Source organism: Marinobacter sp. MBR-105 (assembly GCF_053628895.1).
In genome coordinates this window covers 54352-67550 of sequence record NZ_JBRJHG010000020.1, presented here as the reverse complement: position 1 = coordinate 67550, position 13199 = coordinate 54352, and the positions used below count along the sequence as shown (strand labels likewise).

Genomic DNA, 13199 nt, shown 5'->3' with positions numbered 1-13199 from the left:
ATACCAGAGTGAGTTCCATGAGCCTGATCGTGTTTCCGGAAGCCCTGAGCACCAGCGTGATTGTGTTCCTGCTGATGGCGTCAGCGGTTACCTCCATGATAACCGCCACCCTGGGCGCCGGCGGCGGTGTCCTGCTGCTGGTACTGATGGCATCCTGGCTGCCACCGGCGGCGATCATTCCTGTGCACGGCATGATCCAGCTCGGTTCCAACAGTGGCCGGGCCATACTGACCCGGCATCATATCGACTGGAAGGTGATCGCCGCCTTCGCCCCGGGCGTGCTGGCAGGAGCCGGACTGGGTGCCTGGTTGCTGGTCGATCTGCCGGCTCATCTGTGGCAACTGAGCATTGCCCTGTTCGTGCTTTACCTGTGCTGGGGCCCCGGGTTGCCCAAGGCCTCTTTTGGCCCGTTCGGCGTGTTTATCGCTTCTGCCATTACCAGTTTCGTGAGTCTGTTCGTGGGCGCTACCGGCCCCCTGGTGGCGGCGTTTATCAAGCAGATTCACACCGACCGCTTCCGCACCGTCGCCACCTTTGGCACCGCCATGACCCTGCAGCACGCCCCCAAGGCCCTGGTATTCGGCGTGGCCGGTTTTGTGTTTTCGGAGTGGCTGCTCTTTATTCTGGCCATGATCGCCTGCGGCTTTGCCGGCACCTGGCTTGGATTACACCTGCTTAAATCCATCAATAACCGGTGGTTCCACACCGCCTTCAACCTGGTACTTACCTTGCTGGCGTTCCGCTTGCTCTGGCAGGCAGCGCGCTCTGCCGGCTGGCTTGGCTAAGGCCGGTCGCCTTCGTCCGGCAGTGCAATCGATACTACGCAGTTCCGGCCCCGTGATTTGGCGATGTAGCAGCCTTCATCAGCCCGTGCCATCACCTCTTTCGGGCCGTTGTCGTGGGCTGAAACCGGCGTCAGGCCAATGCAGACGGTGACGCCAAACTGGCGACCGTCGTGTTCGATCTTCAACGCCTGCACCTTTGCCCGGATACTTTCAGCCAGAGCTTCTGCCCGCGCCATACCACAGGCTGGCAACAAAACAGCGAACTCATCACCCCCGAGGCGGGCTACTGTATCCGACTGGCGCACGGCCTGTTTGAACACATCCGCCAGCCGTTTCAGCAGTTCATCGCCAACCAGGTGTCCCCCCTCATCATTGACGGGTTTGAAGTGGTCCAGGTCAATCATCATCAGCACCGCCGGAACCTCTCGCTGGGGTGCATCGGCCAAAGCTTTGAGCAATGAAGCGGTGAACGCCCGCCGATTCAGCAACTGGGTCAGTGCATCGTGGGTGGCCTCCCAGGATAATCGTTCTTCTTCCCGCCTGCGTTCACTGTCGTCCCTGAGTACAAACACCAGCCGTTCCTGCCGCTCGCCCCGTCGCAGATGCAGCATGGTCAGATCGATGTCGTAGATCCGTCCGGCCAGGTTTTCGAGGGTCACGTAGCGGTTGTCGATTTCATCTCCGGCCAGAAAGGTTTCATACAGCAGTTCTTCATTGTCGTGGCGGATGGTGACGGATTCGAAGAAGTTATGGCCAACACAGTCATCGTCCAGCGCCAGAAAACTGCAGGCAGCGCCATTGGCGTAGCGGATAGCGCCTTCGGTATCCACCATCAGCACCCCTTCCTGAAGCACATCGAGAATCGAATCCGCCCGTTGCTGTTCCTCACGAATGGCCCGTTCAAAGCGCATTTCCTGAGTCACATCCCGGACGGCGGTGATGGTACCAATGGCCTGGTCCGGCAGGTCGATCACCGAGGTAATGACATCCACCCAGACATGACCGGGCAGACGATGGGTTAGCAACCTCAGCCGGCTCCTGAAAAAACTGCGGCGCACCAGAACATTGCGCCATCCTTTCATGGCCTTGTCCCGGTCTTCGCTGGCGACGGTTTCAATCAGGTAGCGATGGCGGAGCCAGTTCTCGGGGCGCCCCACAATATCCAGAAACGCCGGGTTCACGAACTCTATACGGCCCAGGATATCCGTGTGTACGATGCCGATAGGTGCATTACTGGTGAGGGACCGGAAGAAGGCCTCGCGTTCGGCCAGTGACCGGAAAATCTCATCCCGTTCCTGCCGCACCTGGTTGAAGACTTTGGCAACGTTGCGGATCTCCGACCCGCCCACCTCGGAAACAGGCTCCTCCCGCTCACCAGTGTGCCGCTGATATATCTGAACCCCGAGATTGCGCAACGGCGCCAACAACCGGTAGAAGATCCAGAAAGCCAGAGGCGCCAGTATTGATACTACCGCCAGCAACGCCCAGCTGAAACCACCGGTCATCCTCAGTGCCGGAGCAAAGGCCTCACGCTCGGGCCAGACAGCGGCCACAAACCATGGCACCAGCGCCATTTGCGCATAGCCGGTTATGGTCCCGGTTTTCCGGCCCGGATGATCGTGGGATGTGCCCTCGAAACCGGACATCGCCTGCAGTAAAGAGGGGGACGATTTGCTTACGGGCACCATCACCTCTCCCGACAGACCATCAGCAAGCACGATGCCGTTTTGCGTTATCAGGCGCAGATAGCCGGTCTGGCCCACCCGGACACTGGCAAATTCACTCATGAAATTATCGCCCTGCAGCAGAATCAGCCCGCCGATCATGCCGATGAATCGCTGGTTTGCATCAAACAGGGGCGCGGCCACCATAACGCCGGGCTGCTCATCAATTACGGTAATGTAGGGAGCGCTGATAATGGGCGACATCCGGCTGACCAGATCGGTGAAGTAGGGGCGCTGCGAGGCATTAAAACCGGGTACGTAATACGACGCCGGGGAAGCTGCCAGTAACCGACCATCGGCATCGAGAATAAAGGTGGCATCGAAAAGCTGGAGTAGGGCATCCTGATTACGCAGCAGGACCCGGGCCCGGTTTTCCAGCACGATCTCGGTAGAGGGGAAGCCTTCGGCCACCAATGTCAGTACATCCAGTCTTTCCGACAGCTTCAGATCCAGTTCCCTGGCGACCATTCCGGCAATGGTTTCCACTTGACCATACGCCATGTCCTCCAGCTCGGCCCGACTGAGCAGCCAACCGATGGCCGCAATGACAACCGCGGATGTCGCCACAAACACCACTACCAGGGCGACGGCTCGGTTGACCAGGCTGCCGAACCATTTTCTGACCAAATTAATCACTCCCGCTGCTCAGGCTCTCAGGCTCTGGGCGCCCATCACGAACACCAGATAGTTGCAAACGTCACCGAAAGTCTAACAAAGGCGGGCGGATACGTCAGATCGAGACTTGAAATTCTACTGATAATCGTTATTATTTAGTTCTATTTTCGTCTCGCCGGGAATATCTGTATGGATTCCATTACTGCCACTTCCGCATCGCTGTTCGACCACGGGCCACTCGGCCAACTGGTCGAAATGGGCGGTCCAGTCATGATCGTTCTGATCGCCATAGCTGCCATTGGCGTGATCACGTTCTTCTACCTTATGCTGTTCGGAACCTTCTACGCCCCGCGATTTACCCGGAAGTTGCGCTACCTGGTTCAGCAATGGCAGGCATCCCCGGCCCAGACTTCCCCGGAAAAGACCAGAGCCGACGCTGGCTTGCTCGGGCGTACCAATCCACTGATGCATCTGCTGGTCAACACCATGACAGCCAGCAAGTACAATCCGAATATCAGTGCTGTAAGGGAAACCGCCGTAAGGGATGCGCAAGCGGCGCTGGAACCTTTCGAGGCACCGTTAAAAATCATCGAAGTGATTGCCGCCCTGGCCCCCCTGCTGGGCCTTCTGGGTACCGTAATGGGCATGATGGAAGCATTCAGCGCGATGGCGGCGACCGATGGTCGCGCCAACGCCAGCCAGCTGTCCGGTGGTATCTATGAGGCGTTGACCACGACGGCCGCAGGCCTGGTGGTAGCCATTCCTTTTGCGGCGCTGGCGGCCTGGATTGAGTTCCGTCTGCGCCGGATTCACAAGACCATCAACAGTGCCCTTGTCAGCGTCTTCAACGTGTTGCCTGGCGACGAAACGGCCACAGCGGCAGACGTGGCCACACCGGCAGCCGAGCCCCGCCCTGAGAGGGCACCAGAGGCGGATCGGAGTTATTCGGTCGGCGATAATCAGCGGCTGGCACATGCAGCTGGTTGACCCCCGGCCAAACCGCCCGATCCCCATCCGGATAACACCACTGATCGATGTGGTGTTCATCCTGTTGGTGTTCTTTATGCTTACCACCCGGTTGTTACCGGTAGATTATCTGGAACTGGCGAACAATACCGGCCAGCAGAGCAGTGCCACAGGCGACCCCCTGCCAGAGCTCAGGGTCAATGCCAATGGCACGGTACGCTGGGAGAAGAAAGACTTCGACCTGGCGCAGCTACTGTCGACGCTGAACGCTGAAGGGGTAAGCGAAGCCAATCTCGCCACTACACCCGATACCAGCCTGGCCCATTTCACCCGGATCCTCAGTGCGCTGGATAACGCCGGCATTGAACCTCACTGGAAGCGTACAAACACGCCTGACTCATGACAGACCTGGTTCCACCTCCATCAACCTCTGGCAAGGGCCTTCTGGAACGTGTTGAAGATGCGTTGCTGCCCTTGATCAATTTGGTGTTTCTGCTGCTGATGTTTTTCATTGTAGCGGGACAACTCACCAACGAACCGCTGCCAGAACTGCCTGGTACCGAGCAGAGCCCGGAACAGCAGGCACCCGAGGCCGACATGATGATTCAGGCCGATGGCCAATGGCAGGTCGAAGGCAAGCACCAGACCCGCGAGAGTCTGCTTGCCGCGCTACCGGCTCCGGATGAGAACGTACCCTTGAAGATTGCGGCGGATCAAAGCCTGACCATGGCCAATCTGGAGGATTTGCTGAGAATATTGGAAGAGGGCGGTTATTCGGAAGTTCTGCTGCTCACGGAGCCTGCCACATGACAACAGCAGGTCGGCTACCCAAAGCCCTGTTCCTGATCATCGCCATGATCGCAACCGCCATTACAGCGGTCCTGGCCACGCCCGAGGAAACCCTGGAGATGCCGGTTCTGGGTGACAGTGCCGTGAACACCGCCCCCGCAATCAAGATCAATCTCGCCGGCAGGAAATCGGTAGAGCCAAAGCCGGAAGTCGCGCCGGAACCCGAACCGGCTCCAGAGCCAGAACCGCAGCCCAAGCCAGAACCCAAACCAGAGCCCAAACCAGAGCCAAAGCCGGAACCGAAACCTGAACCCGTGCCAGAACCAGAACCTGAGCCAATACCAGAACCTGCCCCCACACCGCAGGAACCAGAATCCAGCACCACCGAGGCCGTGGCAGAAAGCCCAGAACAACCTCAGGGCGAAGAAGCGGACAGTAACACCAACCAAAGCGCGGTACCTTTACAGAATGCCGGTCAGTCATCACAGGTAGACAGCTACCTGAGCAAGCTCAGCCGGCATCTGGCGCGCTATTACGAGTATCCTCGCCGTGCCCGCCGGCTAGGCCAGGAGGGTACACCGGTGATTGTCTTCGAGTTCCGGCGCGATGGCTCGCTGGTGGAACACTCGCTGCGCGACAGTTCCGGGCACTCATTGCTGGACGATGCTGCTTTGGCCATGCTGGCGCAAGCTGCGCCTCTGCCAGCCGTGCCGGACTCCATGCGCGGCAAGTCCTTCACCTACGCTCTGCCAGTCCGCTTTAATCTGCGCTGACTCATTCCCTGCCAGGCACCAAGGAAAGGCAGGGCGCACTCTGCCGGTGCGCCGACCAGCAAAGCAGGCACGAAACCGCAACCGATCCCCTCACTCAACCTGTTGATTCTTAAATCAAACCCTGAAAGCTCCCAACACTGGCACACTCTCTGCTCAGACATCCTCAGCAGATAGCCTGTTCATCTTCATTCAGGCTGCCCGCGCACATTCTGTTCAGACGACGGCGTCTACTCATTCCAGCCCCTACCGGGCAGGCAATGAGGGCGCCGTTTTTTGTTGGCTCCAGATAACCAGAAAGCGATCAGGGGAACACACTATGTCTTACATCATGCCTTCGGAGTTCGTCACCAAGATGGTGGACGCCGGTGAATCAAAAATATACATGGCCACCCGGGATGTCCTCATCCGGGCCTTTATGGCCGGGGCGATCCTGGCACTGGCGGCGGTATTCGCCATTACCGTCGGCGTACAGACCGGCAGCCCGCTGGTCGGCGCACTGCTGTTTCCGGTCGGGTTCTGCATGCTTTATCTGATGGGGTTCGACCTGCTCACCGGGGTGTTCATGCTGACCCCGCTGGCCCTTCTCGACCGACGCCCCGGGGTTGATACCCGCGGCATCCTTCGAAACTGGGGCTGGGTGTTCCTGGGTAACTTCGGCGGCGCCCTGACGGTTGCCACCATCATGGCCTTTGTTTTCACCTACGGTTTCAACACCGAAGCCGGAGTGGTCGGGGACAAAATTGCCTCGATCGGCAAGGCCCGTACCCTGGGTTATGCCGAACATGGTGTGGCTGGCTGGTTCACCATCTTCCTGCGGGGTGTACTGTGTAACTGGATGGTATCCATGGGCGTGGTGGGCGCGATGATCTCCACCACGGTCCAGGGCAAGGTACTGGCCATGTGGATGCCGATCATGCTGTTCTTCTACATGGGCTTTGAGCACTCCATCGTCAACATGTTCCTGTTCCCGTTTGCGCTGATGATGGGCGGCGAGTTCAGTATCATGGATTACTTCATCTGGAACGAGATCCCCACCGTTCTGGGCAACCTGGTAGGTGGCCTGTCCTTCACTGGGCTGACGCTTTACGCCACCCACGTTCGCACCGCACCCAAGCGCACCCTGACAACAGACTACCGCGAACCCGTCAGCGCCCGCAGCGCCTGATTACCACTAAGGCCCCGCCGGTGCCGCACACACCGGCGGGCTTCAGTGGCTCATATTCATGTCCAACTGCGAACAGCTCACGATAGAAGCCGGACAATTCAGCAGCGCCGGCCGGAAACCCGCCAATCAGGATTTCCATGGCCTGCTGATACCCGACAATCACCAGCGCCACAGCAAGGGAATTGCGGCAGGAATCGCCGATGGCATCAGCTCCAGCAATGTCAGCCAGATCGCCAGTGAAGCGGCGGTGGCCGGCTTCCTGAGCGACTACTACTCAACCCCCGAGAGCTGGTCGGTGAAACAATCGGCCGAACGGGTGCTGAGGGCAAGCAATGCCTGGCTGCACGCCCAGACCCGACAAAGCCGATATCGCTATGACCAGGACCGGGGCTACGTCTGCACCTTCAGTGCCCTGGTTCTGAAATCCGCAACGGCGCACCTGTTTCATGTGGGAGACGCCCGTATCTACCGGCTTCAGGGCAACACTCTGGAACAACTCACAACCGACCACCGGGTCTGGCTTTCGGCCGAGGAAAGCTGCCTGAACCGGGCTCTTGGACTGAGCCCGCAACTGGATATCGAGTATCGCAGTCTCGCCCTGCACCGGAACGACGTGTTTCTGATGATGACCGATGGTGTTTACGAACGGCTCTCGGCCGGTGATATCACCCTTTGCCTTGCCGACAACGGGGACGATCTGGATCACGCCGCCCGGTCGCTGGCCCAACTCGCCCTGGAAAGGGGAAGTGAGGATAACCTGACGGTCCAGGTATTGCGGGTAACCCGGTTACCCTCTCGGACACAGGACGCCAGCGCCCAGAAAGCCTATCGCGAACTGCCATTCGCGCGCGAGCCCGCTCCCGGTGAGGTGCTGGACGGCTACCGAATCATCCGGGCCCTGCATATCAGCAGCCGAAGCCACGTTTACCTGGCCAGGGATGAGAGGTCCGGGAAGCAAGTCGCAATTAAGTTCCCGGCGATGGAGTTGCGGCAGTATCCGGATGAGCTGGAGCGATTCGTCACTGAACGCTGGATTGCCCAGCGCGTTCAGAGCCCCCATGTGGTTGCCATCTTTGCCCCGGAGCGTCCGCAAAGTTGCCTGTATCTGGCTACTGACTTTGTAGAAGGTTGTACCTTGCGGCAATGGATGCTTGATCACCCGCAGCCAGATCTGGAAACCGTGCGACAACTGGCCGAGCAGATTATCCGGGGGCTCAGGGCCTTCCACCGGCTGGAAATGGTGCACCAGGATCTGAAACCCGAAAATGTCCTGATCACACCGGATGGCCGCGCCATGCTGGTCGATTTCGGAGCCACCCGGGTCGCCGGTCTGGAAGAAGCCGGCAAGCCTGCCGCTTGCTATCCGGTTGGAGCCGCCCTCTACTCGGCGCCGGAGCTCTTTCTCGGCGAACCCGGCAGCTGGCAGTCGGACCAGTACGCCCTGGGCGTGATTATCTATCAACTATTAACCGGGCGCCTGCCATACCATACCGATGTACCCCGCATCCGCACTCGCAAACAACTACAGGCTCTGACATACCGGCCCGCCAGGGCCTGGCGTGAAGACCTGCCGCCGTGGCTGGATGCCACCCTGGCCCGGGCTACCCATCCGGAGCCCCATCGCCGCTACCCGGCGTTATCGGAACTGCTCTACGAACTCCGACACCCCGGACGAGACTGGCGTGCCCGACACCATCCACCTCTCATGGAGCGGCATCCGGTGCGTTTCTGGCAAGGCGTCTCGGCCCTGCTCCTGCTGGCACTATTAACCTCCCTGGCCAGTGGCTCCTGGAACTGAGCCCCGGGCCATTTATTGCCCGGCCAGCAAAAGCTCGCCCGCCCGCCAAGCAACGCCTTGCCCGAAGACACTCTGACAATGCCCGAACTCCACGTAACTAGTTGTTATATCGCTACATTCAACAACTGGCACGGCGATTGTTATCTGTTATGCCGTCCAGGGAACATCCTTGGGACACTCATTCACAACATTGTCATGGAGCAGACTATGCCAACTCCTTGTTATATCAGCATCGAAGGCCAAACCCAGGGTAACATCACCGCTGGCGCGTTCACTTCCGATTCCGTAGGCAACATCTACGTTGAAGGTCATGAAGACGAAGTGCTGGTCCAGGAATTCAGCCACGTTGTTACCGTTCCAACGGATCCCCAGTCCGGCCAGCCTTCCGGTCAGCGTGTTCACAAGCCGTTCAAGTTCACTGCGGCCCTGAACAAAGCCACTCCGCTGATGTACAACGCCCTGGCTTCCGGCGAAATGCTGCCGAAGGTAGAGCTGAAGTGGTACCGCACTTCCGTAGAAGGCAAACAGGAGCACTTCTTCTCCACCATCCTGGAAGATGCCACCATCATCAACATCGATTGCAACATGCCCCACTGCCAGGATCCGGCCAAGGCCGAGTTCACCCAGCTGGTAGAAGTATCCCTGGCCTACCGTAAGGTTACCTGGGAACACGCTGTTGCCGGCACTTCCGGTGCTGACGACTGGCGTTCCCCGGTCGAAGCCTGATCCCTCAGGTTCGATCGCAGGAAAACGGCTGGCCCTCGGGCCGGCCGTTTTTGTTTTCACCAGCAAATTACTGGAAAATAGCTGCCTGACATTCGAGATCAAGCGCCACCGGTACATTTTGTGACCCCCACTCAATCGCAAACAGCAAGGCAGATTGGCACCCTCATGTGCCAGACCACCCGGGACATTCTCTGGACGCCGGCTGAAGGCTGGGTTCAGCAGGCAAATCCGGGCGCCGGGCTGGCATTGCGGGTCGGCTCGGGCCAGGCCACCTACCACCGTTTTGATCCTCGCAAGAAACAGCACCTGATTACCTACGGAGCCCGGATGATCGCCGCCAAGCATCAACCGGCCACCGCCCAGGGCTGGCTATCAACCCGGGAGATCCGTGGCCGGGGTTATTTCGGGGGCGAGGTAACTGTGCTGAACCTGTTGGCGCATACCTGCTGCCATGAGTTTGCCCATTTGCTGCAGCACAGCGCCGGGCAACGGCATTACGGCTCCGTTCACAACCGGCATTTCTATGAAGCCCTGGACGAGCTGCATCATAGCGGTGCAGCCGACGCTACCCGACGTTACCTGTCCGGGCTGGCCAGCGACTGCGGGATAGCGCTACCCAGTAGACCCTTTGAATTTCCGAGTCCCGCTGCGGAGCACCGGCGCTGGCAGGTGGGGGATTCGGTGGTGTTCGGCGATGGCCGGCGCGAGAAGCGGGGCCAGGTGATACGCGTTAACCGCAAGACCTGCACGGTGACTGTCAGCCAGCATGCCCGGATCCTTCGCTATCGGGTACCATTGTCGCTGCTTAGGCGGGCGGCCGCGGCCTGATTCAGGCAGGTTCCCGAGCCCCGGTGCGCGCCAGCAGGTCCCGGATCTCCGGCAGGCAGGAGCCACAGTTGGTGCCACACTTCAGCTGCTCACCCAGTGCTTCGGGGCTGGCCATGCCCTGTTCAATGGCCTGGGCAATCTGGTGCTCACCCACGCCAAAACAACTGCAGATAATCGGCCCTGACGCTTCCCCTTCCACTGTGCCTGCCGCCAGTAACGAGCGGCGTTGTTCCGGCGCCAGCTCACCTTTGCCAAAACAACTGTCCAGCCAGTCCAGATCCGGCATGATCTGGACACAGGGCTCAACCAGCAACACAGCGTCCAGTCGATCGCCACTAAGCCAGGCGGCCCGGTAGCGCTGTCTCGCCCGGTCTTCCATGACCAGTTCCGGTTCCCGCGAAAAACAACGTTGCCCCCATTCCCGCCAGTTCATCTCGTGGCCCCCGGCGAACCACCAGCCGTGACTGTGCGGCAGGCGCTGACAACTCCAGTAGGCAAGAGCGGTGTGGTCCAACGAGGCAAGACGGGGATCACGCAGCAATAGCCTCGCCTGCCAGCGGGTTACCAGGGGCCGGATGGTCGCCACACCATGCTTGCCTTCTGGCTGACCGGAAATGGGGTCCACAACCGGACGGATCAGGCTGGACGCCAAAGCGGAGGAGGCAAACCGGCCATTCCAGTGGATGGGCACAAACACTTCACCTGTGCGCTGGCCGGTGCTGCCCCGGACCCGGCCAACATAGCCCGCATTGCCCGGCCCACGCAGCACCGCCAGGGCACCTTCAATCAAACCAAAGCCGGCAATATCCGCCGGGTGCAACTCTATGAACGGCTCGCTGCGATGGGCAAACAGCCTGGGTGCCAGGGCCGTTCGGGTCATGGTATGCCATTGGTCACGGATTCGGCCGGTATTCACCACTAGCGGGTACCGGGGTCCAGGTAGCTGCCCGGGCGGCAAACTGGACACGGGCACCAATCGTGCCCGGCCATCCGGCGTGGGAAATTGCCCGTGCCCAAACAGCCGACGGGTTTGCAACCAGGCCCCGGGGTTACCCTCCGTGACCGGCCACTGCACCGGCGCCAGCTCGTCGTACTCCTGGTTGCTGAGTTGAGACAAGGCGGAGATATTGAACACACGCTCGCCTCCGTTACCATAGCCGGACAACACCGCATGTTCGCGAAAGATATCGGCAGGGCATGTGTAATCGAAAGCATGAGCATGACCCAGCGAACAGGCAACGTCCCGAATAATCTGCCAGTCCGGCCGGACCTGCTCCGGCAGGGGCAGAAACCGGCGTTGGCGTGAAATGCGCCGTTCGGAATTGGTCACCGTTCCATCTTTCTCGCCCCAACCGGCAGCCGGCAAGAGAATATCGGCAAACTGCGTGGTATCGGTCTGGGCCACACAATCCGAGACGATCAGAGTCTGGCAACGGGACAGTGCCTGGTGAATACGTTCGCTGCCCGGCAGGCTGACTGCGGGGTTGGTTCCCATCACCCAGAGTACCCGGATCTCTCCCCGATGGACTGCCTCGAACAGGTCCACCGCTTTATGGCCGGGACCACGGGCCATCTTCTCGCTGTGCCAGAAATCCGAAACCCTGAGCAAAGCGCCTGGCGTGTCATAATCCATATGGGCTGCCAGGGTATTGGCCAGCCCGCCGACCTCACGGCCACCCATGGCATTGGGTTGTCCCGTCAACGATAACGGGCTCGCTCCCGGTCGGCCCACCCGGCCGGTAGCCAGATGGCAGTTAATGATGGCGTTGGCCTTATCCGTACCAGCAACCGACTGATTAATACCCTGGGAAAACGCGGTCACTGTCCGTCCGGTGTCTGCAAACCATTGATAGAAACACTCCACCTCTTTTACTGCCAGATCGCAGCCCCTGGCCACCGCTTGCACAGAAGGCGCGCAGGATCGGGCGATCACCAGGGTTTCCTCGAAGCCGTTACAATGCTCGGCAAGGTAGTCCTCCGCCAGGGCTCCGTGATCGTGCAGCCAGACCAGCAGGCCATTGAACAACAGGGTGTCGGTTCCGGGGCGAAGCTGAAGGTGCAGATCAGCGAGATCCGCTGTCGTTGTCTTCCTGGGATCGATGACCACCACTCTCCGTCCCTGACGGCGCGCTGCACTCATTCGCTGGTACAGTACCGGGTGGGCCCAGGCGGCGTTGCTGCCCGCGAGCACCAGCAGGTCCGCCAGCTCAAGATCCTCGTAGCAACCGGGAACACAGTCCTCGCCAAAAGCACGCTTATGTGCAGCAACGGCCGAGGACATGCACAGTCTGGAATTGGTATCCACATGCGGTGTGCCGATAAACCCCTTTGCCAGCTTGTTGGCAATGTAATAATCCTCCGTGAGTAGCTGCCCGGAGAGATAGAAGGCCACGGATTCCGGGCCATACTCCCGCACAGAGTCGGAAATTGCCCCGGCGACCCGGTCAATGGCTTCCTCCCATGTCACCTCATAGCCTGCAACCTTTGGCACCAGCAACCGGTTGGCATCCTCCAGCGTCTCGTGTAAGGCAGAACCTTTGACGCAAAGCCGTCCGCCATTGGCCGGGTGCCGATGATCGCCTTCGACATGGCCAGGGGCTGCCAGAACACCGCAGCCAACACCACAGTAAGGGCAGGTGGTGGCAATAGAGTCCGCTGGCGTGTCGTGGTGTTTCATGGTGTTCCTCGCTCTTGAACCAAAAAAGCCCACCACCCGGTTTCCGTTTCCAGAGCCGGGGGGAGGGCTTCGTTGCCTGTGTTGTCTGCCATAAAAGAAAGCAATTAGGGGGCCAGCGCACGATTTGATGTCTCCAAGGGCCTTGAATGGCGCATGGTGCGCGTTTTGAAGCGACGTGCACCGTTAAACGACCTCCTTGAAAAGCCTATCGATGGGCGTTCACCTTGGTGCAAAGGGCGATTTTCTGCACCAAAACCACCCCCGCAAAGCACGGGCTTCCCCTGCTGGAACGACCAGGGCTCCCGCAACTTACTGAAATACATGAAGAGTCCTGGATGGCACGGCTTGTGCTG

The 13199-nt window shown here is 59.6% G+C and carries 11 protein-coding genes; 9 read left to right on the top strand and 2 right to left on the bottom strand.

What is annotated here, in order from left to right; all coding sequences use genetic code 11:
• Positions 1-17: 17 nt before the first annotated feature.
• Positions 18-785, top strand: coding sequence for a sulfite exporter TauE/SafE family protein (locus tag ACSSVV_RS18770; protein ID WP_023012001.1), 768 nt, complete (start codon positions 18-20; stop codon positions 783-785).
• On the opposite strand, the gene ACSSVV_RS18765 is transcribed toward ACSSVV_RS18770, so the two are convergent.
• A complete protein-coding gene (locus ACSSVV_RS18765; protein ID WP_181800056.1) occupies positions 782-3136 on the bottom strand; it encodes a sensor domain-containing diguanylate cyclase in 2355 nt (784 codons plus the stop codon). The two genes, ACSSVV_RS18770 and ACSSVV_RS18765, sit on opposite strands and share 4 nt — an antisense overlap.
• A 177-nt stretch (positions 3137-3313) precedes the next feature.
• On the opposite strand from ACSSVV_RS18765, the gene ACSSVV_RS18760 reads away from it, so the two are divergent.
• From ACSSVV_RS18760 to ACSSVV_RS18725, 8 genes are all read left to right on the top strand, one after another.
• A complete protein-coding gene (locus tag ACSSVV_RS18760; RefSeq protein WP_113879588.1) occupies positions 3314-4111 on the top strand; it encodes a MotA/TolQ/ExbB proton channel family protein in 798 nt (265 codons plus the stop codon).
• The gene (locus tag ACSSVV_RS18755) at positions 4098-4493 is read left to right on the top strand and encodes an ExbD/TolR family protein (RefSeq protein ID WP_113879589.1); all 396 of its coding nucleotides are present in this window, start codon (positions 4098-4100) and stop codon (positions 4491-4493) included. Before ACSSVV_RS18760 ends, ACSSVV_RS18755 begins: the two co-directional genes overlap by 14 nt.
• Positions 4490-4900, top strand: coding sequence for an ExbD/TolR family protein (locus ACSSVV_RS18750; RefSeq protein WP_113879590.1), 411 nt, complete (start codon positions 4490-4492; stop codon positions 4898-4900). The genes ACSSVV_RS18755 and ACSSVV_RS18750 overlap by 4 nt, the downstream gene beginning before the upstream one ends.
• Positions 4897-5652 carry a TonB family protein gene (locus ACSSVV_RS18745; protein ID WP_113879591.1) on the top strand — a complete coding sequence of 252 codons (756 nt, stop codon included), beginning with the start codon at positions 4897-4899 and terminating at the stop codon, positions 5650-5652. Before ACSSVV_RS18750 ends, ACSSVV_RS18745 begins: the two co-directional genes overlap by 4 nt.
• A 316-nt stretch (positions 5653-5968) precedes the next feature.
• Entirely contained in the window at positions 5969-6817 is an 849-nt protein-coding gene (locus ACSSVV_RS18740) for a formate/nitrite transporter family protein (RefSeq protein WP_113879592.1), read from the top strand.
• A 58-nt stretch (positions 6818-6875) separates the two neighbouring features.
• Complete coding sequence (locus tag ACSSVV_RS18735; protein ID WP_113879593.1) at positions 6876-8615, top strand: bifunctional protein-serine/threonine kinase/phosphatase; 1740 nt, start codon at positions 6876-6878, stop codon at positions 8613-8615.
• Positions 8616-8822: 207 nt separating this feature from the next.
• The gene (locus ACSSVV_RS18730; protein WP_011783759.1) at positions 8823-9341 is read left to right on the top strand and encodes an Hcp family type VI secretion system effector; all 519 of its coding nucleotides are present in this window, start codon (positions 8823-8825) and stop codon (positions 9339-9341) included.
• Positions 9342-9506: 165 nt separating this feature from the next.
• Positions 9507-10169 carry a hypothetical protein gene (locus ACSSVV_RS18725; RefSeq protein ID WP_113879594.1) on the top strand — a complete coding sequence of 221 codons (663 nt, stop codon included), beginning with the start codon at positions 9507-9509 and terminating at the stop codon, positions 10167-10169.
• A 1-nt stretch (position 10170) separates the two neighbouring features.
• Here ACSSVV_RS18725 and ACSSVV_RS18720 read toward each other — a convergent pair whose 3' ends face one another.
• On the bottom strand, positions 10171-12846 hold the full coding sequence (locus tag ACSSVV_RS18720) for a nitrate reductase (RefSeq protein WP_454106730.1): 2676 nt from the start codon (positions 12844-12846) through the stop codon (positions 10171-10173).
• Positions 12847-13199 lie beyond the last annotated feature (353 nt).

Bases quoted from the DNA above. Each gene is read 5' to 3' on its own strand.
- ACSSVV_RS18760 (WP_113879588.1), top strand. From the start codon at position 3,314: ATGGATTCCATTACTGCCACTTCCGCATCGCTGTTCGACCACGGGCCA.
- ACSSVV_RS18755 (WP_113879589.1), top strand. From the start codon at position 4,098: ATGCAGCTGGTTGACCCCCGGCCAAACCGCCCGATCCCCATCCGGATA.
- ACSSVV_RS18770 (WP_023012001.1), top strand. From the start codon at position 18: ATGAGCCTGATCGTGTTTCCGGAAGCCCTGAGCACCAGCGTGATTGTG.
- ACSSVV_RS18750 (WP_113879590.1), top strand. From the start codon at position 4,490: ATGACAGACCTGGTTCCACCTCCATCAACCTCTGGCAAGGGCCTTCTG.
- ACSSVV_RS18745 (WP_113879591.1), top strand. From the start codon at position 4,897: ATGACAACAGCAGGTCGGCTACCCAAAGCCCTGTTCCTGATCATCGCC.
- ACSSVV_RS18740 (WP_113879592.1), top strand. From the start codon at position 5,969: ATGTCTTACATCATGCCTTCGGAGTTCGTCACCAAGATGGTGGACGCC.
- ACSSVV_RS18735 (WP_113879593.1), top strand. From the start codon at position 6,876: ATGTCCAACTGCGAACAGCTCACGATAGAAGCCGGACAATTCAGCAGC.
- ACSSVV_RS18725 (WP_113879594.1), top strand. From the start codon at position 9,507: ATGTGCCAGACCACCCGGGACATTCTCTGGACGCCGGCTGAAGGCTGG.
- ACSSVV_RS18730 (WP_011783759.1), top strand. From the start codon at position 8,823: ATGCCAACTCCTTGTTATATCAGCATCGAAGGCCAAACCCAGGGTAAC.
- ACSSVV_RS18720 (WP_454106730.1), bottom strand. From the start codon at position 12,846: ATGAAACACCACGACACGCCAGCGGACTCTATTGCCACCACCTGCCCT.